Origin of the sequence: Scandinavium sp., from assembly GCF_032012665.1 — a bacterium.
Taxonomy (GTDB): Bacteria; Pseudomonadota; Gammaproteobacteria; order Enterobacterales; family Enterobacteriaceae; genus Scandinavium.
The window spans coordinates 1-25,962 of the sequence record NZ_DALZVG010000013.1; the positions used below are offsets into that span (position 1 = coordinate 1).

General features: G+C 57.8%; 19 protein-coding genes and 1 riboswitch. Of the genes, 6 read left to right on the forward strand and 13 right to left on the reverse strand.

Annotated elements, in window-relative coordinates:
• Window positions 1-139 precede the first annotated feature (139 nt).
• A riboswitch (TPP riboswitch) is annotated at window positions 140-236 on the forward strand.
• Window positions 237-271: 35 nt separating this feature from the next.
• From thiM to RTU33_RS12135, 3 genes are read left to right on the forward strand one after another with little or no spacing between them, the layout of a single operon-like run.
• Window positions 272-1,051, forward strand: a complete 780-nt coding sequence (thiM, locus tag RTU33_RS12125; RefSeq protein WP_312627639.1) for a hydroxyethylthiazole kinase — start codon at window positions 272-274, stop codon at window positions 1,049-1,051.
• Entirely contained in the window at window positions 1,048-1,848 is an 801-nt protein-coding gene (gene thiD / locus RTU33_RS12130) for a bifunctional hydroxymethylpyrimidine kinase/phosphomethylpyrimidine kinase (protein WP_312627641.1), read from the forward strand. The genes thiM and thiD overlap by 4 nt, the downstream gene beginning before the upstream one ends.
• A 36-nt stretch (window positions 1,849-1,884) precedes the next feature.
• Window positions 1,885-2,631 carry a GntR family transcriptional regulator gene (locus tag RTU33_RS12135; protein WP_312627643.1) on the forward strand — a complete coding sequence of 249 codons (747 nt, stop codon included), beginning with the start codon at window positions 1,885-1,887 and terminating at the stop codon, window positions 2,629-2,631.
• On the opposite strand, the gene RTU33_RS12140 is transcribed toward RTU33_RS12135, so the two are convergent.
• The 3 genes from RTU33_RS12140 to RTU33_RS12150 are packed head-to-tail and all read right to left on the reverse strand — an operon-like array spanning window position 2,605 to window position 5,839.
• Window positions 2,605-3,558: a PfkB family carbohydrate kinase gene (locus RTU33_RS12140; protein ID WP_312627645.1), complete on the reverse strand. Its 954-nt coding sequence runs from the start codon at window positions 3,556-3,558 to the stop codon at window positions 2,605-2,607. The two genes, RTU33_RS12135 and RTU33_RS12140, sit on opposite strands and share 27 nt — an antisense overlap.
• Window positions 3,552-4,559 (reverse strand): ADP-ribosylglycohydrolase family protein, encoded by a 1,008-nt coding sequence (locus RTU33_RS12145; RefSeq protein ID WP_312627646.1) that lies wholly within the window; start codon window positions 4,557-4,559, stop codon window positions 3,552-3,554. Before RTU33_RS12145 ends, RTU33_RS12140 begins: the two co-directional genes overlap by 7 nt.
• Window positions 4,556-5,839: a nucleoside permease gene (locus tag RTU33_RS12150; RefSeq protein ID WP_312627647.1), complete on the reverse strand. Its 1,284-nt coding sequence runs from the start codon at window positions 5,837-5,839 to the stop codon at window positions 4,556-4,558. The genes RTU33_RS12145 and RTU33_RS12150 overlap by 4 nt, the downstream gene beginning before the upstream one ends.
• Before the next feature lie 249 nt (window positions 5,840-6,088).
• On the opposite strand from RTU33_RS12150, the gene fbaB reads away from it, so the two are divergent.
• Window positions 6,089-7,138 carry a class I fructose-bisphosphate aldolase gene (gene fbaB / locus RTU33_RS12155; protein ID WP_312627648.1) on the forward strand — a complete coding sequence of 350 codons (1,050 nt, stop codon included), beginning with the start codon at window positions 6,089-6,091 and terminating at the stop codon, window positions 7,136-7,138.
• Between the two features lie 47 nt (window positions 7,139-7,185).
• Here fbaB and yegS read toward each other — a convergent pair whose 3' ends face one another.
• The gene (yegS, locus tag RTU33_RS12160; RefSeq protein WP_312627649.1) at window positions 7,186-8,085 is read right to left on the reverse strand and encodes a lipid kinase YegS; all 900 of its coding nucleotides are present in this window, start codon (window positions 8,083-8,085) and stop codon (window positions 7,186-7,188) included.
• A 323-nt stretch (window positions 8,086-8,408) separates the two neighbouring features.
• Between yegS and RTU33_RS12165 the strand changes: the two genes are divergently transcribed.
• Window positions 8,409-9,050: a dihydrofolate reductase family protein gene (locus RTU33_RS12165; RefSeq protein WP_312627650.1), complete on the forward strand. Its 642-nt coding sequence runs from the start codon at window positions 8,409-8,411 to the stop codon at window positions 9,048-9,050.
• 201 nt (window positions 9,051-9,251) lie between these two features.
• Here RTU33_RS12165 and yegQ read toward each other — a convergent pair whose 3' ends face one another.
• The 8 genes from yegQ to yegD all read right to left on the reverse strand — a co-directional run bounded on the left by yegQ (window position 9,252) and on the right by yegD (window position 23,517).
• Window positions 9,252-10,616: a tRNA 5-hydroxyuridine modification protein YegQ gene (yegQ, locus tag RTU33_RS12170; RefSeq protein ID WP_312627651.1), complete on the reverse strand. Its 1,365-nt coding sequence runs from the start codon at window positions 10,614-10,616 to the stop codon at window positions 9,252-9,254.
• Window positions 10,617-10,818: 202 nt separating this feature from the next.
• Window positions 10,819-11,541 carry a two-component system response regulator BaeR gene (gene baeR / locus RTU33_RS12175; protein ID WP_312627652.1) on the reverse strand — a complete coding sequence of 241 codons (723 nt, stop codon included), beginning with the start codon at window positions 11,539-11,541 and terminating at the stop codon, window positions 10,819-10,821.
• Entirely contained in the window at window positions 11,538-12,977 is a 1,440-nt protein-coding gene (gene baeS / locus RTU33_RS12180; protein ID WP_312627653.1) for a two-component system sensor histidine kinase BaeS, read from the reverse strand. The genes baeR and baeS overlap by 4 nt, the downstream gene beginning before the upstream one ends.
• Window positions 12,974-14,389, reverse strand: a complete 1,416-nt coding sequence (locus tag RTU33_RS12185) for an MFS transporter (protein ID WP_312627655.1) — start codon at window positions 14,387-14,389, stop codon at window positions 12,974-12,976. Before RTU33_RS12185 ends, baeS begins: the two co-directional genes overlap by 4 nt.
• Window positions 14,390-14,391: 2 nt before the next feature.
• Complete coding sequence (mdtC, locus tag RTU33_RS12190) at window positions 14,392-17,469, reverse strand: multidrug efflux RND transporter permease subunit MdtC (protein WP_312627657.1); 3,078 nt, start codon at window positions 17,467-17,469, stop codon at window positions 14,392-14,394.
• Window positions 17,470-20,592 carry an MdtB/MuxB family multidrug efflux RND transporter permease subunit gene (locus RTU33_RS12195; protein WP_312627658.1) on the reverse strand — a complete coding sequence of 1,041 codons (3,123 nt, stop codon included), beginning with the start codon at window positions 20,590-20,592 and terminating at the stop codon, window positions 17,470-17,472.
• Complete coding sequence (locus tag RTU33_RS12200; RefSeq protein ID WP_312627659.1) at window positions 20,592-21,836, reverse strand: MdtA/MuxA family multidrug efflux RND transporter periplasmic adaptor subunit; 1,245 nt, start codon at window positions 21,834-21,836, stop codon at window positions 20,592-20,594. The genes RTU33_RS12195 and RTU33_RS12200 overlap by 1 nt, the downstream gene beginning before the upstream one ends.
• A gap of 328 nt (window positions 21,837-22,164) precedes the next feature.
• Entirely contained in the window at window positions 22,165-23,517 is a 1,353-nt protein-coding gene (yegD, locus tag RTU33_RS12205; protein WP_312627787.1) for a molecular chaperone, read from the reverse strand.
• 136 nt (window positions 23,518-23,653) lie between these two features.
• Here yegD and alkA point away from each other — a divergent pair, with 136 nt between their 5' ends.
• On the forward strand, window positions 23,654-24,496 hold the full coding sequence (alkA, locus tag RTU33_RS12210; RefSeq protein ID WP_312627660.1) for a DNA-3-methyladenine glycosylase 2: 843 nt from the start codon (window positions 23,654-23,656) through the stop codon (window positions 24,494-24,496).
• Here the strand turns inward: alkA and RTU33_RS12215 are convergent.
• Complete coding sequence (locus RTU33_RS12215; RefSeq protein WP_312627661.1) at window positions 24,493-25,740, reverse strand: MFS transporter; 1,248 nt, start codon at window positions 25,738-25,740, stop codon at window positions 24,493-24,495. The genes alkA and RTU33_RS12215 overlap by 4 nt on opposite strands.
• Window positions 25,741-25,962 lie beyond the last annotated feature (222 nt).

A 25,962-nucleotide genomic window follows, 5' to 3' on the forward strand; every position in this document is an offset into this window, starting at 1 on the left:
TCGAACAGGCCTCGTCGTGAGGACAGAATTTGTCTACGGGCGTGGGGTCAGTCCAAGTTTGAGCATAGGAGGAGCGTATGGGCGGGCTTGCGTCAGCAAGCAACTTCCCCTAAGCTGGCAAAAAGTATAGAGATTCAATCTTCATGACTCGGGGTGCCCCATCGCTGATGGGCTGAGAAATACCCGTATTACCTGATCTGGATAATGCCAGCGTAGGGAAGTCAGAACCCTCATCGGGTATCGCTTCTTCACCGTCTGGCAGGAGCGAACCATGCAAGCTGACCTGCTAAACCCCGCGCTCGTTGCGCATACTTCACACCTTTTTCGTTCCCGCTCGCCGCTCGTTCACTGTATGACCAATGACGTCGTGCAGACTTTTACCGCCAACGTTTTACTGGCTATCGGCGCTTCTCCGGCGATGGTGATTGACGCTGATGAGGCTCGCCAGTTTGTCGCAATGGCGGATGCGTTGCTGATTAACGTCGGCACGCTGACGAAAGAACGTGCGTTGGCAATGCGTCTTGCTGTGGAAAGTGCGAGCGCGAACAATAAACCCTGGACGCTGGATCCTGTTGCCGTTGGCGCGCTGGCGCTGCGGACTGAATTTTGCCATCAGCTGCTGGCACTGAAACCTGCGGCGATTCGCGGCAATGCTTCTGAAATTATGGCGCTGGCAGGGATGAGCCTGGGCGGACGGGGTGTAGATACCACGGACACCGCGGCGGCGGCATTGCCCGCGGCACAGGCGCTGGCCCGGCAAATTTCTACCGTTGTGGCGGTAACGGGTGAGGTGGATTACGTCACCGACGGACGGCGAACGCTGATGGTTACCGGAGGTTCGTCGTTGATGACGCGCGTGGTCGGTACCGGCTGCGCTTTATCAGCGGTAGTGGTGGCAAGCTGCGCTTTGCCGGGCGACAGGCTCGACAACGTGGCAGCAGCCTGCGGAATAATGAAACGGGCCGGAAGCCTGGCGACGGAAAACAGCGCCGGGCCGGGAAGTTTTGTCGCTGTGTTCCTTGATGCGCTGTATGGGGAGGGCCAGGCATGAAGCGGATTAACGCCTTAACTATCGCCGGCACGGATCCGAGCGGCGGCGCGGGTATTCAGGCCGATCTTAAAACGTTTTCAGCGCTGGGTGCTTATGGCTGTTCGGTCATTACTGCGCTGGTGGCGCAGAACACCCGTGGTGTGCAGTCGGTGTACCGTATTGAACCTGACTTTGTCGCCGCACAGCTCGACTCGGTGCTCAGCGATGTGCGAATCGACACCACCAAAATAGGGATGCTGGCGGAAACCGATATTGTGGAAGCCGTCGCGGAAAGGCTCGCGCGATACCAGATCCAGAACGTGGTGCTGGATACGGTAATGCTGGCGAAAAGCGGCGATCCGCTGCTCTCTGAATCGGCGGTTGAAACCCTGCGTAAAAGGCTGTTGCCGCAGGTTTCGCTAATCACGCCGAATCTGCCGGAAGCCGCTGCGTTACTGGATGCGCCACACGCTCAAAACGAGCGGGAGATGCTGGAGCAGGGACGTGCGCTGCGGGCTCTGGGCTGCGAGGCGGTGCTGATGAAGGGCGGGCATCTGGACGATGCGGAAAGCCCGGACTGGCTGTTTACCGCCGAAGGGGAACATCGCTTCACCGCACCGCGAGTACCAACGAAAAATACCCATGGGACCGGATGTACCTTGTCAGCGGCGTTAGCCGCGCTGCGTCCACGACATTCAGGCTGGCTGGAAACGGTGCCGGAGGCGAAACGCTGGCTCTCTGCGGCGCTCGCAAAAGCCGACTCGCTGGAGGTGGGGAATGGGATCGGTCCGGTGCATCATTTTCACGCCTGGTGGTAGTATACTGGCTGAAACTGTCTGCAAGGATTATCAGAGATGGAACAAGCGCATACCCGGCTTCTTGCTCAACTGAATGAGCGCATCGCCGCCGCCGACAACACGCCGCTGTACCTGAAGTTTGCCGAAACGGTGAAGAACGCAGTGCGCAGCGGCTGGCTGGAGCACGGCAATATTCTGCCCGGCGAGCGCGATCTCAGCCAGCTCACCGGGGTATCGCGCATCACCGTGCGCAAGGCGATGCAGACTCTCGAAGACGAGGGCGTGGTGACGCGTGCCCGCGGCTATGGTACGCAGATCAACAACATCTTTGAGTATTCTTTGAAAGAGGCGCGCGGGTTTTCTCAGCAGGTGGTGCTGCGCGGGAAAAAGCCGGATACGCTGTGGGTCAACAAGCGCGTGGTGGAATGCCCGGCTGAAGTGGCTGAGCAACTGGCGATAGAGCCAAAAAGCGATGTGTTTCTACTCAAGCGCATTCGCTATGTCGATGAAGAGGCGGTGTCCATTGAGGAGTCGTGGGTGCCGTCGCATCTGATTGCGGATGCAGACGAGATCGGCATTTCGCTTTATGACTACTTCCACAGCCAGCATATTTATCCGCAGCGTACCCGCTCGCGGGTCAGCGCCCGGATGCCGGACGCCGAGTTTCAGTCGCACATCAAAATGGATGACAAAATTCCGGTGCTGGTGATTAAACAGGTGGCGCTGGACCAGCAGCAGCGGCCGATTGAGTACAGCATCAGCTACTGCCGCAGTGATTTATATGTGTTTGTGTGTGAGGAGTAGTTCGTCGCGCGTCGGCGCACAGTCGCCGCCGCGATGGCTTACCACCCACGATGCCACCGCATTGCCCAGCGTCACCGCTTCGTTTAAAGACCAGCCCGCCGCTAAACCGGCCAGCACGCCGCCCGCGTGGCTGTCACCCGCCCCGATGGTGTCGACCACCGTCGTCGGAAATGCCGCTGCTTGCCCGCAGCCTTTCTCACTGAAATACCACGCGCCATCTTTGTCCTGCCTGACAATCAGCGGGGCATGCCAGCGTTCCAGCCACGCTTTGCCCAGCGCTTCAGTCTCGTCGGGAAGCTGGTAAAGTTCAGCCACGATCTCCGCTTCCTGACGGTTCAGGGTGATAAGCGGCTTGCAGGCCATGATGCGGGCGAAGCGCTCCGGTGGAATATCAGCAATACGCGGCCCGAAATCGATAAGCGCAGTGACGCCTGGCGTCGACGCCAGCCAGCCAATCAGCAAATCCGCGCAGGAGGCGGTGAGCTGATAGCCGGAAAGATAAACCAGACCGTCGGCATGGCGCGGCAGGCGTGCCAGCCATTCATTCGTCCATGCGTTTTCCACGCCGGTAAAGGACATGAAGGTACGCTCACCGTCGGGTTCAACCAGCGCCAGGCACCAGCCGTTATCACCTCTGTCGGTTTCAATCACGCTGGTGATGCCCTGCTTGTGCAGATTGTTACGCACGATGTCAGCCCAGACGCCCTGGCCCAGCGGCAGGGCATTGCAGGCATCGATATCCAGACGCTTCAGCGCCACGGCGACGTTCAATGCACAGCCGCCAATATTCACGCTTTGCTGCCGGAGCTCGATATCGCAGCCGCGCCAGGGCAGGGCGTAGGCGTCGGCGATGACGTCAATCACCGCCGAGCCGATCACCGTCACCGGGCGCTGCTGGCGAAGCTGACTCAGTTTGTCACTCAGCATTTTTCCTCCCGCCGTTGACGGAACTGCAGCAGGGCATCGGCGTAGCGGCCAAAGTCGAGCTGATTCACTTCGTCCAGCTCTCGCTTCAGCGCGGGGTCAATGCCGCCGATGCCGTGCAGCGCGCCGCAGATAGCGGTTGCCATTGCGCCGATGGTGTCGGTGTCGCCGCCGAGGTTTGCGCAGAGGATGGCGCAGCGGTTCGGATCGGTTTCGGCCAGCTCCACCATTGCAATTGCACAGGCTACCGATTCAATGGTGCTGGTGCCCGCGCCAACCAGCTGGTAGAGCTGCTCGCAGGCGGATTCCACGCCGTGGGCTTCACGCACCGTTTTAAGCGCCAGCTCAATGCGCATCGCAAGAGAAGCATTGAAAGTGGTGACGCGTTTTTCCTGTGCGTGGTGGGCGATGGACGGTAGCGCATCGACAATGTTCTGCCAGCTTTCACCGTCAATCGCGCGGGAAACCGCCCAGCCAATGGCCACGGCGCCAGCGAGGGCGAGATCGGATTTGTGCGTCGGGCTGGAGGCCTGCGCGACATCATCAATAAAGGCATCCAGATTTGCCGTTGGCAGCACGCAGCCGAGTGGGGAAACCCGCATCGCCGCGCCGTTAGTCACGCCGTTGTTCTCAAGCTGGCTGACCGGCTTGCCGTCGCGGATCGCATTCAGCGCAATTTTTGACGTCGGGCCGAGCACGTTTTTATTGAACGCGTCGAAGCCCTCAGCCCATGCCAGGATGTGGCGACCGATGACGTCCGGGACGATTTCACCGTCGCATTCGATTAGCGCGTCGGCCAGGCACAGCGCCATTGAGGTGTCGTCGGTAAACTCTGCGCGTTTGAAGTAGCAGGCGGCGTTATTTTCCGCCGGACCATCGAGAAAACGGTCAATCCACCCGAAGTGCGCCTTCACGCGGGAACGCGGCCACAGCTCAGAAGGCATACCCATCGCATCGCCTAACGCCTGCCCATAGAGGGCGCCGAGAATTCGTTGGTGTTTCATTTCACTTCCTCATGTGTCATCGCCATATCGCGTTCGTCGGTGTCGACGTGGATGGCGGTAATCTCTTTGCCCGATTCACGGAAGAACATCATAAACAGCACGGCAATCACCGCGATCATCACCGCACCGAAGGTCCACATTCCGGCCCAGTTAAAGGTCAGTCCGTTAACGGGCTCCTTATAGGCGAACATTTTTTCCATCATCACCCCGCCCAGACGGTAGCCGAGCAGGCTGCCGAAGCCCTGACAGCAGAGCGTAATCAGGCCCTGCGCGGCGTTGCGCATCTGCACCGGCGCTTTTTTATCCACGTAGATATAGGCCGTGACGTAGTAAAAATCGTAGCTCACGCCGTGCAGCAAAATACCGAGGAAAAGCAGGCCGTAGGTGAAGTAATGTTCTGCGCCACCGTAGACGAAGAAGCCATAGCGAATCGCTGCGGTGATTAAGCCCAGTAATAATACCTTTTTAATACCAAAGCGTTTAGTGAAGAACGGCAGCGCCAGCATAAAGAAGATCTCGGAGAACTGACCGAGGGTCATCCAGCCGGTGGCATTATGCATGCCCACTTCCGTCAAATAGCCGTTGGCGAAGATGTAATAGAACGCCAGCGGCATCGCGAACAGGAAAGAGCAGAAGAAAAAGACGAGGAAGTTTTTATCGCGCAGCAGGACCAGCGCGTCCAGGCCAAGCATCACCTTCAGGCTCAGCTTGCCGGTGCTCTTCGGTGGCGTATCCGGCAGGAACAGCGCGAACACGCCGAGCAGCGCGGAGCTGCCTGCGGTAATCAGCAATGGAATGCTGGTTGGCGAAATATCGTTATAACCCATCATCTGCGGTAAGAATCCGCACACCAGCCCCGAGCCAATCCAGCCGATGGTGCCCATCACGCGGATGCGCGGGAAGTCACGCTCGACGTCCGGCACGTGGGAAAACGCGATGCTGTTAGTCAAAGCGATGGTCGGCATATAGGTGAGCGAGTAGGCCAGCAGCAGCGGGAAGAAGCCGCTGAAGGTGGTTTGCTGTGCGGCGAAGTACATCAGGATGGCGCCTGCGAACATCAGCACGGCCAGCACTTTCTGCGCCGGGAAGAAGCGGTCCGTCAGCGAGCCGACGAGGATAGGCGAGAGGATCGCGGCGATGGCGGTACAGGCGTAAGACCAGCCGATTTCCCCGGCGCTGAAGCCATTTTTACTGAGCCACAGCCACAATGGCACGAACCATGCGCCCCAGATAAACCACTCTACGAACATCATGAACGACAGCTTTACCGTAGTTTTCATCTTTAAATCCTTCATGACAGGTAAGGTACGCCTGCACACTACCATTGAATAATACCTTTAAAATACCTTTGAGATGATTCCTTGAGCGACTTAACACTTTTCTGCACCTGAATCGTGCCAGCGGATTGTGCTTAAAAGCGCACGAATAGGCTGGAAAAATCAGGTCCAGAGGTCCAGGCTTAGGGTTGCCTGAAATCAGGCCCAGGACATTCATGCTCGTTTTTACGGGCACTTACGGGAGTTATCGCTATGACTGATATTGCGCAGTTGCTTGGCAAAGACGCCGACAGCCTTTTACAGCATCGTTGTATGACCATTCCGTCCGGGCAGCTTTATCTTCCCGGTCCCGATTATGTTGACCGCGTGATGATCGACAATAACCGCCCACCTGCCGTGCTGCGGAACATGCAGACGCTGTACAACACCGGCCGCCTGGCGGGCACCGGCTATCTCTCTATTTTACCGGTAGACCAGGGCGTTGAGCACTCTGCGGGCGCATCGTTTGCGGCAAATCCGCTCTATTTTGACCCGAAAAACATTGTCGAGCTGGCGATTGAGGCAGGCTGTAACTGTGTGGCCTCCACTTATGGCGTGCTGGCGAGCGTATCGCGCCGCTATGCGCACCGCATTCCTTTCCTCGTGAAGCTCAACCACAATGAAACGCTGAGCTACCCGAACACCTTCGATCAAACCCTCTATGCCAGCGTCGAGCAGGCTTTTAACATGGGCGCGGTGGCCGTTGGGGCGACTATCTATTTTGGTTCGGAAGAGTCTCGTCGCCAGATTGAGGAGATTTCAGCCGCCTTTGAACGTGCGCACGAGCTGGGGATGGTGACGGTACTGTGGGCCTACCTGCGAAATTCTGCCTTTAAGAAAGACGGCGTCGACTATCACGTTTCGGCGGATTTGACCGGACAGGCCAACCACCTTGCGACCACTATCGGCGCCGATATCGTGAAGCAAAAAATGGCGGAAAATAACGGTGGCTACAAGGCCGTCAATTTCGGCTACACCGATGAGCGCGTTTACAGCAAGCTCACCACCGACAATCCTATCGATCTGGTGCGTTACCAGCTGGCAAACTGCTATATGGGGCGCGCCGGGTTAATTAACTCCGGCGGTGCTGCCGGGGATAATGATCAGGCCGACGCGGTTCGCACGGCGGTGATTAATAAACGTGCGGGCGGTATGGGACTTATTCTTGGTCGCAAAGCGTTTAAGAAATCGATGGCTGAGGGCGTGAAGCTGATAAACTCGGTGCAGGATGTTTATCTGGACGAAAAAGTCACCATCGCCTGATCGCCTGCTGAAAAAAGCCTCCTGAATTTGGGAGGCTTTTTTCGCCGCTAGCGCAGTAAAGGGCAGCCTGGCGGCAGGCGGCATTTCAGAGCGTGCGGCAAAATCTCGATACGAAATTCCCGGCCGCTCACCGGCTCGCCGTCCAGGTTAAACGTGATGTCGTGCGGGGCGGAAATTTCAAACCACGACGACACGCCATCAATCAGGTTAGGGCTCTCCTGCGGGCTTGAAAGCGTGGTGAGCAGAGCCGGAAGCAGTTCTTCGCCGGTAAAGATGCGCAGATGAAGCAGGCCGTCATTAATGAGTGCGTCCGGGCAAAGCTGCTGGCCGCCTCCGGCCTGACGCCCGTTGCCAATGCCTATCACCAGTGCGTCGCCTTGCCAGTGGAATCCTTCTCCACGAATTTCACAGCGGTCGGCTTTCAGCGTATCAGGCCGCATCAGACCGTGAATCAGATAAGAGACGCCGCCCAGCGCTGCCTTCAGCTTTTCTGGCGTCTCGCTGGTAATTCTCGTCCCGAAACCGCCGGTCGCCATATTGATAAAGCAGGTTTTTTCGTTCACCCGGGCGATATCGATAGCCGCGGCATTTCCCGCCATCGCCAGCTTCAGCGCTTTATCCAGTTCGCCAGGTACACCGACGCTGGTGGCAAAATCGTTGGCAGTGCCTAGCGGTAAAAGGCCGAGCGCCGGCGTATGCGGGTGTTTGCAGTGAATTAACGCCGTCGCCACTTCATTGATCGTGCCGTCGCCGCCGCCTGCGATCACCGTCGCCACGCCCAGCTCACAGGCTTCTTCAAGATAGCGAGCGGCATCCCCTTTCTCCCATGTCACCCGCACGTGGATCTCCACGCCCTCATCGCGAAGCTGGTTAATGGCTTCGCGCAGCTCTGGATTGCCCGCGCCTTTGCCGTTCAGGATCAGTAAGCCAGGTGGAAAGTCAGTCATCTTTTTATCCATTTATTCAACATGATAAAAGTGTAACGCAGGAAGCAGGGATGCGCCTGGGGAATAGGCTGAAATGGGGCTGAATAGCAGACAAAAAAATAAGCCCGCCAAGGGCTGTGAGTTAATGGGTCGATGCAACACTATCCTTAAACAAGGAGGACGCAACCCTCTGTCATTATTTTGGGGATTGATTTTTATATCATCAGGAAGGGCTGGAAATAGTGCCCGAGGCATTGAAATTCTCATGGCGATCGCACAGGCTGAATGTAGCAGTGCCGGGAGAATCTTTACGTAACATTAACCTTAATACCTGGAGGATTTATATGTTGGTTCGTGCTGATCTTATAATCTCGCTCGATGGTTTCGCCACCACGACGGATCAAACTCCAGAAAAGCCCTTCGGCGAGGACTGGTCGCGCCTGGTGGGGGCTTATGTTGCTACCCGGACTTTTCGGGAGCGCGTTCTCCATGACACCAGTGGCCAGGGCACTACTGGCCTGGACGATGATTATGCGAAGGACTACTTTGAGAACGTCGGGGCAGAGATCATGGGAGCCGGTAAGTTTGGACTGCACAACTATCCCGACGATCCGAACTGGAAGGGATGGTGGGGAGATGAGCCTCCATTTCACTATCCGGTCTTCGTCCTGACAAACAAGCCACGGCCTGCTATTGAAATGAGCGGTGGAACCACTTTCCACTTCATTACGGCATCGCCGGCCGATGCGCTGAAGCGTGCAGCAGCAGTCGCCAGGGGCAGGGATGTTCGCATAGGTGGCGGACCGACAATTGTTCGCGACTATCTCAGAGCCGGACTCATCGACCGCCTTCACGTTGCCATTACTCCCATTCTTCTCGGAGGTGGCATACGTCTGTGGGACGATCTGCGTGGTCTGGAGGCCGGTTATAAGGTCACTTCGCAAACGGCTGAGAGCGGAACTGTTCACATCACATTTCAGCGCTAGCGCAGCTGTACGGCCCATCGTGTTAAAACAAAAAAATTAGCCCGCGTAAGGGAGATTACGCAGGCTAAGGAGGTGGTTCCTGGTACAGCTAGCATTTATGGGTTATGTTTTTCAGCGCCTCGGATAATACCCTTATCAAGCGAAGCGGTATGTGATCCGATTCTAAGAATTTTCCCACAACGAAAAAATAACTATGCTAAATCACTTCGCGTGAGGATTCACGGTGGTTTGCTGTCCCACGAAGTTGCGCATCAATAGCGCATAGTCGAGGCTGATCTCTTCCGGGACCGGGATCCACACCGTATGACCGTCGCCTGGCGCGACGTCGGTCGGCTGGCCTTTGCTGTTTTCCATGTGCTCCAGCACGAAGTTCACGTTGCCCTGCGGGGTCATCAGCTCCAGGCTGTCGCCTTTGAGGAACTTATTTTTTACCGCCACGGCGGCGAGGTTGCCTTTGCGCTCGCCGGTGAAATCGCCCACAAACTGCTGGCGCTCGGATACGGAATAGCCATGCTCGTAGTTCTGATAGCTGTCATGGGTGTGCCGGCGCAGGAAGCCCTCGGTGTAGCCGCGGTGCGCCAACCCTTCGAGGGTTTCCAGCAATGATTCGTCAAAAGGCTTACCCGCAGCGGCATCGTCGATGGCCTTGCGATACACCTGCGCGGTGCGGGCGCAGTAGTAATAGGATTTGGTACGGCCTTCAATTTTCAGGGAGTGCACGCCCATCTGCGTCAGGCGCTCCACGTGCGCGATGGCGCGCAGATCTTTGGAGTTCATGATATAGGTGCCGTGCTCGTCTTCGAAAGCGGTCATGTATTCACCCGGACGCTTGGCTTCTTCAATCATAAATACGCTGTCGGTCGGCTGGCCTTCACCAAGGGTCGGCTCGATATTTTGCACCGGGATCGGCTCATGCTTGTGCACGATGTTGCCGATATCGTCCTCTTTGCCTTCCTGAACGTTATATTCCCAGCGGCAGGCGTTGGTGCAGGTGCCCTGGTTCGGGTCGCGCTTGTTGATATAGCCGGAAAGCAGGCAGCGGCCGGAATAGGCCATGCACAGCGCGCCGTGGACGAAGATTTCAATCTCCATGTCCGGGACCTGGGTGCGGATCTCTTCGATTTCTTCCAGCGACAGCTCGCGGGAGAGGATCACGCGGGTCAGGCCCATCTGTTTCCAGAACTTCACGGTCGCCCAGTTGACGGCGTTCGCCTGTACGGAGAGGTGAATATCCATCTGAGGGAAGTGCTCGCGCACCAGCATGATCAGGCCAGGGTCAGACATGATCAGCGCATCCGGCCCCATTTCCACCACCGGCTGCAGGTCGCGAATAAACGTTTTCAGCTTTGCGTTGTGCGGCGCAATGTTCACCACGACGTAGAATTTTTTACCGAGCGCGTGGGCTTCGTTGATACCCAGCTGCAAATTCTCGTGGTTGAATTCGTTGTTGCGCACGCGCAGGGAGTAGCGCGGCTGGCCCGCGTAAACAGCATCGGCGCCATAGGCGAAAGCGTAACGCATATTTTGCAGCGTTCCCGCCGGGGAAAGGAGTTCCGGTTTAAACATGATTTTCTCGTTCTGATGACAGGTCAGACTCGCTCACGGACGGAGCGGGCGGGGAGGTTCCCCTACATTAAGGGCGGGAATTGTAGCGCCGCGGGGCAGGGGAGTAAACCTTTTGCTTTGAGGCTATGCCCGGCGGCACTTCATTTGCACGGGCCTACAGAAAATCGTAGGCCGGGTAAGCGTCAGCGCCTCCCGGCAAAACCTAAGCAAAACGGCAGGAATCCGCTTCCCAGCGATAGCCCACGCCGTACACCGCGCGAATAAAAGACTGCTCGGCATCCTGTGCTTCGAGCTTGCGGCGCAGGTTTTTGATGTGGCTGTCGATGGTGCGGTCGGTCACCACACGGTAGTCGTCATATAAATGATTGAGCAACTGTTCGCGCGAAAAGACTTTGCCCGGCTCCTGAGACAGCGTTTTCAGCAGGCGAAACTCCGCCGGCGTTAAGTCCAGCAGCTTGTTTCGCCATGAGGCCTGGAAGCGACTTTCATCGACGATAAGCGGGCTTTCCGCATCCATGGCCTGCAGTTCACGGTGAGGGCGGCAGCGGCGCAGAATGGTTTTGACGCGCGCCACCACTTCTCGTGGGCTGTAAGGTTTGCAGATGTAATCGTCTGCGCCAATTTCCAGCCCCAGCAGGCGGTCAATCTCCTCGATTTTAGCGGTCACCATGACGATGGGTACTTCGGAGAAGCGGCGGATTTCACGGCACAGCGTCAGCCCGTCTGTGCCCGGCAGCATCAGATCGAGTAGGATCAGATCCGGCGGCGTCTGATGGACATAATTCAGCACCTTATCGCCATGATTAATCAGCGTCGGCGCGTAGTTGGCGGCCAGCAGATAATCAATCAGCAGCTGGCCCAGTTTTGGCTCGTCCTCAACAATCAGGATGCGCGGGGTTTTATCATCAATCGGTAATTCGGTCATACGGTTCCCGGTAAGTCGCGGTCCAGAGGTAAATCTACTTTAATGCTAACCCCACCAAAAGGCGAATGCACGGCGCGAAGCTGGCCACCGTGGGCGGCGACGATGTTCACGCAGATAGCAAGCCCCAGGCCCGAGCCACCGCTGGCGCGGTTGCGTGAGCCTTCAGTGCGGTAGAAACGTTCGCAGAGCATTTGCAGTTGTTCATCGGTGACGCCAGGGGCGCTGTCGGCGAAGGTCAGGATCAGATTATGGCCCGTTCTTTCCGCCGAGATTTGCAGCTGGCCGTCGGGATCGGTATAGCGGAGGCTGTTTTCCAGCAGGTTGTTAAACAGCTGCATCAGGCGATCCCGGTCGCCAAACACCATCGCGCGTTCCGGCAGCTTGAGGCTGATATTCAGCCCGCGGCTGGCAAAGCGCTCGCGGAAAGCGCCCGCAGCCATCTCCAGCAGCGAGATGATGTCCAGCGAGGTTTTCTGATAGGCCAATGCGCCTTCGTCGGACATCGACAGCTGATGGAGATCGTCCACCAGCTTGGTAAGCGTGCCAACTTCTGCCTGCAGCGAAGCCACCGATTCCGGGGTGAATTTCCGCACGCCATCCTGAATAGCTTCCAGCTCGCCGCGCAGCACGGCCAGCGGGGTGCGCAGCTCGTGGGAAATGTCTGCCATAAAGTCGCGGCGCATCTGCTGATTGCGCTCCAGCGTGCTTGCCAGCTGGTTAAAGTCCTGCGCCAGACGCCCCAGTTCATCGGTTCCGGTCGCGGCGACACGAGTCGAGAAATCTCCTGCGGCCAGCCGGTGGGTGCCTTCCACAAGACGTTTTACCGGGGCGAGCAGCCCACGCGCCAGCGGGAAGGTGGCGAGAGCAGCCAGCAAGGTTGCCAGTGCCACAATAAGCCAGCTGGTGCGGCGCTGCTGACGGTCAAAGTTAATGTCGGTATTGCGGGTCAGCCTTTCCACCGGTGAAGCGATGACGGCGCCAACTTCGATGCCGTTCACTACGATGCCGCGGCGGGTTCCATCCTTTGGCACCGGTGAACGTGGGCCAACCAGCACTTTGGCATTCTGGTCAACTACCCAGAACTGGGTGCGCCAGCCGTGGGGGGGCATTTCAGGCGGGCCGCGACGATCGTCCGGGCCTGCTCCTGGACCGCGTTTATCATCAGGGCCGTCATGTTCGAACGAGCGCAGGATCTGGAAGATAAAGCGGTCATTGCCGCGCAGGAAGCGCCAGTTGTTATTGTGCGTCGCGTACTGCTCGGCAAGCGCATCGCTTAACAGCTGTAAACGCTGCTCGTTGCCGCGCTTGATGTAATCGATAAATCCGTGCTCAAAGCTCAGGCGCACCGCCCAGTGCATGCTGATCAGCAGCACGATGCAGGTGGTGAGAATGGCGAGAAACAGCTTCGCGGTAATGCCTGGGCGCCAGACTTTCACGGTTCGCTCCTTTTGCGTCGTGCAATGATTACGTTTTTACTGGTGTCGTCAGGCACGCGGGCGAAAATCAACGCCGGAAGCGCAACGATCGCCGCCATGCTGAGGTAAGTGTACAAAAAGACCTGATGGGAAACCGCGCTGTCGATGCTGATATGGTGCTGGCCGTACATGCCGAGCAGCAGGCCGGCTACCGTCACGCCGATACTCATTGAAAGCTGCATCACCATCGACAGCATGCTGTTGCCGCTACTGGCGAGATCGTCCGGCAAATCCTTCAGCGTCAGGGTGTTCATCGAGGAGAAACGGCTGGAGTTGATCATCCCTTGCAGGAACAGCACGAGAGGCAGCAGCCAGTACCAGCCCATCAGCGCCACCGTCATAAACAGCAGGCTGATGGCGGCGAGCCCGAGCGTGGCGCTGATCAATACCCGGCGATAGCCAAAACGATTAACCACCTGCACCACCATGCGCTTCATCCCCATGCTGCCCAGCACCATCGGGATCATCATCAGCCCGGCGTGGAACGGCGAAAAGCCGAGGCCAATTTGCAGGAAAACCGGCGTCATAAACGGCAGCATGCCGCTGCCGATGCGTCCGGCGAAGCTGCCCGCCAGGCCGAGCGAGAAAGTGTGGGTTTTGAATAAATGAAGGCTGAACAGCGCATTCTCATTATTGCGGGCATGCCAGAGATAGAACAGCAGCGCCAGCAGGCCCGCAACAATCAATAAGGCCAGCATCATAGGTGAAATGCCAAGGCCTTTCTGGCCGTCCAGCGCCAGGGTCAGGGTTGCCATGCCCAGTGCCAGCATAAAGAATCCGGAAAGGTCAAAGCGCCGGGTTTGCAGGGTGTAGTTCGGCATGAGCCACAGCGTGGCGATGGCCCCGATGATGCCCACCGGAATGTTAATCAGGAAAATCCAGTGCCAGGAGGCGTACTCCACCAGAATACCGCCGAGCGCCGGGCCAACCAGCGGTCCGACCTGGCCCGGGATCGTGACGAAGGTCATCGCTGCCATGTACTGTTCGCGTGGCACGATTTTCATCACCGTGAGCCTGCCGACCGGCACCATCATGGCGCCGCCAAATCCCTGCAACACGCGGGCCATCACCAGTTCATTCAGGGTGTTGGCCCCGGCGCAGAATATCGACCCGGCGGTGAACAGCACGATGGCGGTGAAAAAGATATTGCGTACGCCAACGCGGTCCGCCAGCCAGCCGCTGGCGGGGAGCATCACCGCCACCGTCAGTACATAGGCAACGACGACCATATGCATATGCAGCGGGCTCTCCCCGAGGCTCTTCGCCATTGAGGGCAGGGCGGTGTTGACGATGGTGGTATCCAGCGCCTGCATAAAGAAGCCAAACGCCACAATCCACAGTTGCCAGCGTACGCTGGCGGGCAGCTCTTCCATAGTTACTCAGTTACCGGTTGATGAGATTTACGCGTGAAACGCAGCCGCAGGCGATCGAAGAACAGATACACCACCGGGGTGGTATACAGCGTCAGAAGCTGGCTCATCACCAGACCGCCGACGATGGTTATCCCCAGCGGCTGACGCAGCTCTGAGCCGTCTCCGCCGGACAACACCAGCGGCAGAGCGCCAAACAACGCCGCCAAAGTGGTCATCATTATTGGCCTGAAGCGCAGCAGGCAGGCCTGGAAAATGGCGTCTTCAGGCGCCAGATCGCCGTTGCGCTGCGCCTCCAGCGCAAAGTCGACCATCATGATGGCATTTTTTTTCACGATACCAATCAGCAGCATGATCCCGATGAGCGCAATCAGGCTGAACGGTGCACCAAACAGCTCCAGCGCCAGCAGCGCGCCGACGCCCGCTGACGGCAGGGTGGAGAGGATCGTTAAAGGATGAACGTAGCTCTCATACAGCATCCCCAGCACGATATACACCGTCAGGATCGCCGCAATAATCAGGATCACCTGAGAGTTCATGGTCTGCTGGAATACCTGCGCCGTCCCCGCGAAGCTGCCACGGATAGTTTGCGGCACGCCAAGCTGCGTCATCGTTCTGTCGATGGCATCGCTCGCCTCCGACAGGGATTTGCCCGTCGGCAGGTTGAAGGAGATAGTTGAGGCCGCCGACAGGCCCTGATGATTGACGGAGAGCGGCGCATTAGCCGGTTGCCATTTCGCGAAGTAAGAAAGCGGAATGGTTTTGCCTTCGCTGTTAATCACGAACATCTGGTTAAGGGCGCTGATATCCTGGGTGTAAACCGGGTCGACCTCCATCACCACCTTGTACTGGTTGAGCGGCTGGTAAATAGTGGAAATCTGCCGCTGACCAAAGGCGTTATTCAGCAGGCTATTGGCGTCTTCGACGCTGATGCCAAGCCGCGACATGGTTTCCCGGTCATACACCAGATCCATTTCCGCACCGTTATCCTGTTGGTCAGAGTTCACGTCGGTGAGATCGGGTAGCGCCGATAGCGCCTTGGTGATTTTCGGCGTCCACTCCCGCAGATCGGCGAGATTATCGGACAGCAGCGTGTACTGATAGCCTGCATTCGCCTGGCGTCCGCCCACGCGGATGTCCTGCACCGCCATCAGAAACAGGTTTGCGCCGGGCTCTTTGGCGAGCTTTTTACGCAACCGGTCAATGACCTGCTGCGCCGTTTCGTTGCGCTCGTCGCGTGGCTTCAGGGTGATAAACATCATTCCGCTGTTTACGCGTGAACCACCGGTAAAGCCGGTGACGTTATCTACCGCTTTGTCTTCACGAATGATTTTCATGAAGTCCTGCAGTTTGCCGCGCATCGCCTGGAAAGAGATGCTCTGATCCGCCTGAATGTTGCCCATCACCACCCCGGTGTCCTGCTCCGGGAAGAAGGTTTTCGGAATGGAGATATAGAGCCAGACGTTCAGGGCGATAGTGCCAAGCAGCACCACGCCAACGAGGCGGGCATGGTTCAGCACCCATTTCAGGGATTTGCCGTAACCACGTTGCATCGCGACCAGCACGCGACCAAAGCCCCGATCGCGCGTTGGCTGGTGCTTGCGGGACGATTTAAGCATCCAGCCGCACATCATCGGCGTCAGCGTGAGCGATACGGCAAGCGAAATGCCGATAGCGACGGAGAGCGTCACGGCAAACTCCCGCAACAGTCTCCCCGGCAATCCGCCCATCAGCAGCAGCGGCAGGAAAACGGCGACCAGCGACAGGCTCATCGACAGGACGGTAAACCCGACTTCCCGGCTCCCCTGGAGTGCGGCTTGCATTGGCTTCATGCCTGCTTCCACGTGGCGAGAAATGTTTTCCAGCACCACGATGGCGTCGTCCACTACAAAGCCGGTGGCAATGGTTAACGCCATTAACGACAGGTTATTGAGGCTGAACCCGCACAAATACATCGCGGCAAAGGTGCCGACCAGCGATACCGGTACGGCGACGGCGGGGATAAGCGTCGCACGGCCCGAGCGCAGGAACAGGAACACGACCAGAATCACCAGCGCGACCGAAATCACCAGCGCCTGTTCCACTTCATCAAGCGAGGCGCGAATGGTGGGCGACCGGTCCTGAGCGATTTGCAAATCGATGGCCGCCGGAATGGTTTCTTTCAGCTCCGGCAACTGGGCGCGAATGGCGTTCACGGTCTCAATGATGTTGGCTTCCGGCAGTTTGCGGATCATCAGCAAGATAGCCGGTTTGGCGTTGGTCATCCCGGCGTTGCGGACGTCCTGCACCGAGTCGGTGACGTTGGCAACGTCGCTCAGGCGCACCGAGGCACCGTTGTTGTAGTGGATTATCAGCGGCTTGTATTCCGCGGCGGTTTTCAGCTCATCGTTGGTGGCGAGCTGCCAGCGCTGGCTGTTGTCCTCAATGGCGCCCTGCGGTTTACGTACGTTGGCGTTGCCGATCGCCGTACGTACATCGTCCAGAGACACGCCCTGATTGAACAGCGCCTGCGGGTTAAGATCGACGCGCACTGCGGGCAGGGAACTGCCGCCGACGTCGACATCGCCGACGCCGTCAATCTGCGAAAGGGTTTGCGCCAGCTGCGTTGACGCGTAATCGTAAAGCTGGCCCTGAGAGTAAGTGTCTGAGGTCAGCGTCAGGATCATGATCGGTGCATCCGACGGGTTTGCTTTGCGGTAAGTAGGGCGGCCTGGCATACCGGTTGGCAGCAGGCTTTGCGCAGCGTTGATTGCCGCCTGCACGTCGCGTGCGGCACCGTTAATATCGCGGTCAAAGTCGAACTGCAAAATGATGCGCGTGCTGCCAAGCGAGCTCATCGAAGTCATTTCGTTGACCCCGGCGATGCGGCCGAGTGAGCGCTCAAGCGGCGTGGCGACCGATGAAGCCATGGTTTCCGGCGAAGCGCCCGGCAGCGAGGCACTGATCATGATCACCGGGTAATCCACCTGCGGCAGCGGGGCCACCGGCAATAACCGGAAGCCCAGCGCGCCGCAGAGGGTGATGGCGAGCGAAATTAAAATCGTCGCCACCGGCCGGTAAATGAAGAGGGCGAAAAACTTCACTTACGCCTCCTCTTCACGCGATGGCAGATGGCGTTTCAGGGTCAGCGACAGACGATCGAACAGCAGGTAGATAACCGGTGTTGTAAACAGCGTCAGCACCTGGCTCACCAGCAAACCGCCAACCATGCCAATTCCCAGCGGGCGACGCAGCTCAGCGCCAACGCCGGTACTCAGCATCAGCGGCAGCGCCCCAAGCAGCGCGGCAAGCGTGGTCATCAGAATTGGGCGGAAGCGCAGCAGGCAGGCCTGATAAATCGCCTCACGCGGTGGCATGCCCTGTTCCCGTTCGGCGGCAAGCGCAAAGTCGATCATCATGATGGCGTTTTTCTTCACGATACCGATAAGCAGAATGATGCCGATGATGGCGATAACGTCGAGTTCACTCCCCGAAATCCATAGCGCCAACAGCGCACCGACGCCCGCGGTGGGCAGCGTGGAGAGAATGGTGATCGGGTGAATGAAACTCTCATACAAAATGCCGAGTACGATATACATCGCCACGACAGCAGCCAGAACCAGCCAGACGGTGCTGCCGAGCGCGGCCTGGAAGGCCAGAGAACTGCCCTGGAATTCGGTACGGATATCTGTCGGAAGGTTCAGCGCTTTTTCCGCATCGGTGATGGCCTGTACCGCATCGCCCAGCGATGAATCCTGGGCGACGTTAAAGGAAATGGTCGTCACCGGGAACTGATCGAGGTGGTTAATCGACAGGGGGGCAAAGCGTTCTTCCACTTTGGCAATGGCGTTCAGTGGTACAACGTTGCCGCTGCTGCTGGTGATACGGATGTTATCCAGCGCCGACAGCCCCGGCGTTTCGCGGGTGTCGTGCTCCAGCACTACGCGGTACTGGTTGGATTGCGTATAAATGGTGGAAATTAGCCGCTGACCGAAGGCGTTATACAGCGCATTATCGACGTCCGCCATGCTGATGCCAAGCCGGCTGGCGCTGTCGCGGTCAACGTTCACATAGGCCGACAGGCCTTTGTCCTGCCAGTCGCTGCTTACGTCTTCGAGCTGCGGCAGCTTTTGCAGCTCCGCCATGAGCTGCGGCACCCATTCGCTTAGGGCATCCAGCGAATTAGCCTGCAGGCTGAACTGGTACTGCGTGCGGCTGACGGTGGTATCAATGGTCAGGTCCTGCGTCGGCTGCAGATAAAGCTCGACGCCAGGTACGCGGTCAATCGCCTGCTGCAGGCGACGAATCACTTTCTGTACGCGGTCGTCGCGCTCTGCCAGCGGCTTGAGGTTGATTTGCAGGCGTGCGCTGTTGAGCGCCGGGTTAGTGCCATCGACGCCGACGAAGGAAGTCAGGCTTTCAACCGCCGGATCTTTCAGGATGATGTCGGAAACCTGCTCCTGACGCTGGGCCATGCTGGCAAACGAAGCGGACTGAGGTGCCTGTAAAGTACCCTGAATGATGCCGTTATCCTGAATCGGGAAGAAGCCCTTCGGGATAAAGATCCACAGCATAATCGACAGCGCCAGGGTGCTGAGCGCCACGCCAAGCGTCAGCCACGGGTGGTTCAGTACTTTAGCCAGCATGTGCCCGTAAGCGGCAATCACGCGTTCGAAAAAGCGCTCGCTGGCACGGGAGAAGCGGTTCTGTTTGCGCAGCGATTCATGGCTCAGCATGCGCGCGCACATCATCGGCGTCAGCGTCAGCGACACCACGGCGGAGATTAAAATCGCCACCGCCAGAGTAATCGCAAACTCGCGGAATAAACGCCCGACGATGTCACCCATAAACAGCAGCGGAATCAGTACCGCAATCAGCGAGAAGGTCAGTGAGATGATGGTAAAACCGATTTCGCCTGCGCCCTTGAGCGCCGCCGCCATCGGCTTCTCGCCTTTTTCGATGTAGCGTGAGATGTTCTCGATAACCACGATGGCGTCATCGACCACGAAGCCCGTGGCGATAGTCAGTGCCATCAGCGTCAGGTTGTTGATAGAAAAATCGAGGAAAACCATGACCGCAAAGGTGCCAACCAGGGACAGCGGCACCGCCACGCCGGGAATAATCGTTGCCGGGACGTTGCGCAGGAAGACGTAAATGATCATCACAACCAGCGCGATGGCCAGCATCAGCTCGAACTGGGTGTCGCTGACGGATGCGCGGATATTGTTGGTGCGGTCAGACAATACCTTCACCTGCACGGACTTCGGCAGGCTGCTGGTGAGCTGAGGCAGCATCTGGCGGATGCTGTCGGCGGTGGCGATGATGTTCGCGCCGGGCTGGCGCTGAACGGTCATCACAATCGCCTGCTGTTTATTGGCCCACGCGCCAAGCCAGGTGTTTTCTGCGCCTTGCTCAATGGTGGCGACGTCGCCAAGGCGGACGGGCGATCCGTTCACATAGGCGATAATCAGCTTGCGATAGTCGGCGGCGGACTGCATTTGATCGTTGGCGGAGAGCGTGACCGCGCGGGTCGGGCCATCGAGGCTACCTTTCGCTGAGTTAACGTTGGCGTTGGTGATGGCGGTGCGTACGGTTTCGCTGGTCAGCCCCATTGCGGCGATAGCCTGCGCGTTAAGCTTCACGCGTACGGCAGGACGCTGGCCGCCCGCAAGCGTTACCAGGCCGACGCCGGACACCTGAGAAATTTTCTGCGCCACGCGCGTTTCTACCATGTCTTCCACCTGCGTCATCGGCAGGGCAGAAGAGGTGACGGCGAGCGTCATGATCGGCGGATCCGCCGGATTGACCTTGCTGTAGACCGGCGGGTTCGGTAAATCGCTCGGCAGCAGATTTGTGGCGGCGTTAATGGCGGCCTGAACTTCCTGTTCGGCAACGTCGAGCGACAGCTCAAGCTGGAACTGCAGCGTCACCACGGATGCGCCCCCTGCGCTCCGGGAAGACATCTGCTTCAGGCCGGACATTTGCCCAAACTGGCGCTCAAGCGGGGCGGTAATGGAAGAGGTCACCACATCCGGGCTGGCACCAGGATAGAGCGTAACCACCTGGATAGTCGGATAGTCGACTTCAGGCAGCGCAGAGACCGGCAAAAAACGGTAGCCGATAATTCCCGCCAGCATAATGGCCACCATCATGAGCGTGGTGGCGACCGGGCGCAGGATAAACAGGCGGGATGGCCCGCCCGTATTGCCGGGAGGTAAAACGTGCATCAGGAGCGGGCTCCTTTTTTGCCGCTGTGCTCAGCCGCCGGTTTCTGATCGGAGGTGGAGGTATGGGCTTCAACCACCTCAACTTTGGCCCCTTCGGTCAGGCGGTCGATGCCGTCTGTGACGACCTTATCGCCTGCCGACAGGCCGTCGCTGATAACCACTTTCTGACTGTCCTGAATGCCCGGCACGACGATGTGTTTGCTGACTTTGTTTTCGTCATTCAGTACCCAGACGAAGTTGCCTTCGTTGCCCATCTGCAGGGCGGCGGCAGGAATGACCACGGCGTTTTGTTCGGTATCCACCAGCAGGCGAGCGTTGACGAACTGATTCGGGAACAGCGCGTCGTCCATGTTGTTAAAACGCGCTTTCAGCTTGATGGTCCCGGTGGTGGTGTCTATCTGGTTGTCCAGACTCAGTAATGCGCCGGTGCTGAGCTTCTGCTTATTGGTCCGATCCCATGCTTCTACCGCCAGGTTTTGCCCGGCTTTTTGCGCTTTGACCACCGTTGCAATATCGTTTTCCGGCAGGGTGAAGACCAGATCAATCGGGTGAGTTTGGGTTAATACCACAATGCCCGTGGTATCGCTGGTGGAGATTTGGTTCCCGATATCCACCTGTTTCAGGCCCACGCGGCCATCAATGGGGGCGGTGATGCGCGTCCAGTCGAGCTGCAATTGTGCGCTGGCAACGGCGGCTTCATCCGCTTTCACGGTGCCGAGACTTTCGGTGACAAGCGACTGCTGGGTATCCATTTCCTGGCGAGAGATAAGATTGGTTTTAACCAGCTGTTGATAGCGAGCAAGATCGCGGCGTGCGTTGGCGAGCGTGGCGTTATCTTTTGCCAGCTGACCCTGTGCCTGAGCGAGCGCCACTTTGAACTGGCTCGGATCGATTTCCGCCAGTAAATCGCCCGCTTTCACCTGTTGGCCTTCCTGGAAATGCAGCGCCAGCAGCTGGCCGTTAACGCGGCTGTGAACCGTAACCGTATTTGCCGCTGTGATCGTGCCAAGACCGGTCAGGTAGCGGGGCACGGCTTCGCTGGTGGCAGTTGCCGCCTGAACGGGGGCTAATGCGCCGCCGAAGCGCCCACCGTGACGACCCCCTCCGGCATGCTGACCCTGAGATGCTGCGGGAGCAGCGCCCGATTCGGACGTGCCGCTGCTGTGCCAGAAATACACGGCGACGCCTGCGATCGCCACTACGCCCAGCGCGCTTAACCAACGGGATTTATTGCTGCCTTTCATCGTTATACGTATCTCGTCCTGAAACCTTTCGCGGAATGATACTAGTTTAGTAACGGAACACCCCGGAATAATGGAGGAAATATGAAAGACTGTCTGGAAACGTCTGAATGACGGCAGGAAAGGCGAGGGTCGTGAAAGTAAAAACAGAGGCTAATGACAAACTTCAGTTGCCTGATGGCGCTACGCTTATCAGGCCTACAGGATTCAGGCAATAGACTGGAATTGAAGGAAGTTGTAGGCCGGATCAGGCGTTTACGCCGCCATCCGGCAGAAAGAGGACGAGGTTTGTCATTAATCTGAAGCCCTGTTAAGGGCTTCAATAAAGGAGTTAGCCAAATATCACCTGCGCCCAGCGGGCTAACCCTGCGGTGACCGAGCCAAAATCATCGCCACCGGCTATCTCAATGCCCGGCAGCTGCTGCGCCAGCGCTTTTTTGATCAGCGGTGAACGGGCGCTGCCGCCGGTTAAATAGATAACGTCCGGTTTTTCACGACCGTTATCCAGCGCCAGCTGTACCTGCTCAAGAATACGCGTTAACGGCTGATTGAGTGCGGCTTCCAGCCCCAGCTGGTTGATGTCAGCGGCCAGCTCAGGACTGAGGAACGGCAGCGTGGTAGTCACATTCGTTTTATCCGAGAGCGCAATTTTGCTCTCTTCTGCGCTGCGCACCAGGCGATAGCTCAGGCGCTGCTGCCAGGTTTTCAGCAGCAGGGCGACTTTGTCTGTATCGCGTGCATCACGAACCAAATCCCGCAGCAGTCGACCATTAGCCGTGCTGTAAAAATCGGTCTGAGCAGGAACGTCGTTGATGGCGACAGCATTCCACCACGGTAGTACCGGCAGAGCGATGCCCTTTTCGGTTTCACCGCCCATGCCGAGCAGCGGCATCAGGCATTTGAATGCCAGTGCGATATCCAGATCGTTCCCGCCCACGCGGCAACCGCTGTGGCCGAGCAGGCTGCTTTGACGCTCGCGACGTTCGCGCCACTGCGGGCCCATCAACAATAAGGAGCAGTCGGTCGTCCCGCCGCCGATATCGACCACCAGGACGCGTTTTTCAGCCGTCAGCGTTGCTTCGAAATCCAGACCTGCGGCAACCGGTTCGAACTGGAATACCACGTCCGCAAATCCGGCGCGCTGTGCAGCGCGTTCGAGAATTCCCTGCGCCTGTTCGTTGGCGTCATCGCCGCCGAGGCCCTGGAAGTTAATCGGGCGACCAATCACCGCCTGGGTAATGTTCTCGCTGAGCTGAGTTTCTGCCTGCTGCTTGATGTGCAGCATCATGGCGCAAACCAGATCCTCGAACAGCGCCACCTGCTGCGGTTTCAGCCCGCTGGCTCCCAAAAACGATTTTGGCGATTTAACAAAGTAGACTTCTTCCGGATCGTCGATGTACTGCTTCAGCGAGGAGAGGCCGAACTGTACGCTGTTATGCTGCACGTCGATATCTTCTTCGCGATTAAAGCGGATAGCGCGGCGCAGTAAGGCTTCCGTCTCTTCGCCCGTTGCCGGAACGTCATGCTGACGGTACAGCCATTCGCTCACAGCCTCGCGCGTAGGGGCGCAAAGCATTGAGGGCAGCAGCGTGCTGCCATTTTCAAGGGTTAAAAGCTGCGGTGAATTACCGCGCATCACGGCCACTGAGCAGTTTGCCGTGCCGTAGTCAAAACCAATAAACACCGTGTAACTTCCCCATGCCAGTGAAGAAAGGGCGACGACTTTAGCCGAATGCTGCGCGAGGGACAAGCCAAAATATGAAAGCAAGGCGAGAAGTCCGCGAAGCCGTTATGCTGTAGTGACTTACTAAGGAGAAAAGATGTTAAGTTTAGCGTGGCAGGCTCCCTACGACTGGGAGTGGATGTTCGGTTTTCTGGCAGCGCGTACCGTCGAAGGCGTTGAGCGTTTTGAGGCAGATGCTTACGTCCGCAGCCTTTCCGTAGGTCAGCATCACGGTTGGCTACGCGCCACGCCAAATCCTGAAACGCAGACTCTGGACGTAGTGCTCTCTGAAGGCTTGCTGACGGTAAAAGCACATTGCCTTGCCCGACTTGAGAACCTGTTCGATTTACGCTGCGAACCACAGCAGATTTCAACGGCGCTCGGTGAGCTGGCGGCGGCCCGCCCGGGCCTGCGGCTACCGGGCTGTGTCGATCCGTTTGAGCAGGGCGTGCGGGCGATTCTCGGGCAACTGGTCAGCGTGGCGATGGCCGCGAAGCTCACCAGCCGGGTAGCAATGGCTTACGGTACGCCGCTTGATGATGAGTCGGGGCTTACCTGCTTCCCCACGCCGCAGCAGCTGGTCGTTGCGGATCCGCTGACGTTAAAAGCGCTTGGGATGCCGATCAAACGCGCCGAAGCGTTGGTTCACCTGGCGCAGGCCGCAATCGCCGGTGAGCTGCCTTTAACGCCGCCACAAAACATTGAGGCGGCGATGAAGGCCATTCAGGCATTCCCCGGCATTGGCCGCTGGACTGCGAACTACTTTGCACTGCGCGGCTGGCAGGCGAAAGACGTCTTTCTGCCGGACGACTATCTGATCAAACAGCGCTTTTCCGGCATGACGCCTGCGCAAATCCGTCGCTATGCGGAGCGCTGGCAGCCGTGGCGCTCCTATGCGCTACTGCACATCTGGTACAGCGACGCATTTCAGCCCGACTAGTGCGTATGCTGCTCGCGGGTTGTACCCTGCGGCTGGTGGCCAGAAATGACCACGCCGCGGGTTTCGCGACCGAAAGCCACAAACAGGCAAATCAGGATTGCCACCGTCCCCGCTACCAGCGCCATTGCCATCCCGTAGTTGCCGCCGTTAGCTTCAGCGATGCGTGCCTGTAGCGTTGCATTCACCGAAGCCAGCAGATTCCCCAACTGATAGACAAAGCCCGGCAGCACGGCGCGCGCGTTGGCGGGCACCAGCTCGTTGAGGTAGGTTGGCACCACGCCCCAGGCACCCTGCACCATAAACTGCATCAGGAAAGCGCCAAGCCCAATGTTAAATGAGCCAGTCGAGAACGCCCACAGCGGCAGCACGGGCAGGGCGAGAAATGCGGCGATAATCATCGCTTTTTTACGGCCAATCCTTTCGGACAGGGAGCCAAAGAAGATCCCGCCGATCATGGCGGCAATGTTGTAGCTGATGGCGATCAGGCTGACGGTATGCGGGTCAAATCCGTGCTGTACTTTCAGGAAGGTCGGGTATAAATCCTGCGTACCGTGGCTGAAAAAGTTGAAGCAGGCCATCAGCAACACGAGGTAAATGCACAGCTTCCAGTGGCTACGCAGAATGGGCAGCAGGGCAGTGCTCTCCTGACGCTCACGCGCCGCAAGCCATACGGGCGACTCCGGTACTTTGAACCAGATATACGGCAGCAGGAAGATTGGCAGCGCGCCAATCAGGAACATGCCACGCCAGCCGACGGTGCTGTAAAACAGCCCGAAGATGACGGAAGCCAGCAGATAACCGCAGGGATATCCGGCCTGGAAGATGCCCGACATCAGTCCACGTGAACGGTCAGGAATGGTTTCCATCGCAAGAGAAGATGCCACGCCCCAAATCCCGCCCATGGCGATGCCGTAAAGCACGCGGAATGTCAGGAAGGCGGTGAAAGAGGGGGACCATGCCGAAAGCAGTTCGAAGATGCTGAAGAAGAGAATGTTGAGCATCAGGATAGGGCGGCGACCAAACTTTTCCGCCATTCTCCCGAACAGCAGCGCTCCTATCGGCCTTACGGCCAGGGTCAGCATAATGGCAATGGATACCTCGGAGACCGAAGCGTGAAACCAGTTGGCCAGATCGCTGAGTACAAAAACGAGGATGAAAAAGTCGAAAGCGTCGAGCATCCAGCTGGAAAAGCTGGCGACAGCGACGTGTTTCTGAGTCGTGCTCCAGTTAAAAAGCGTATTCATAGTCGGTGTCCTGATAAAGCTGTGCTGAGACAGCGTGGGGCAGGCAGGCGAGGCGCGGCATACTGCGACGGGTCTGTCACCGGAAGAGTATTTTTGTTGTTCTTTTGTATATTACATGTAAAGAATAATTGATTAGCAGGTTAATGGTTAAATTTTGTAAGCATTAGCGTCGTAATAAGTAGACATGGCCTGCGACAGATGCCGCAGGCGGAGAGGTATAAA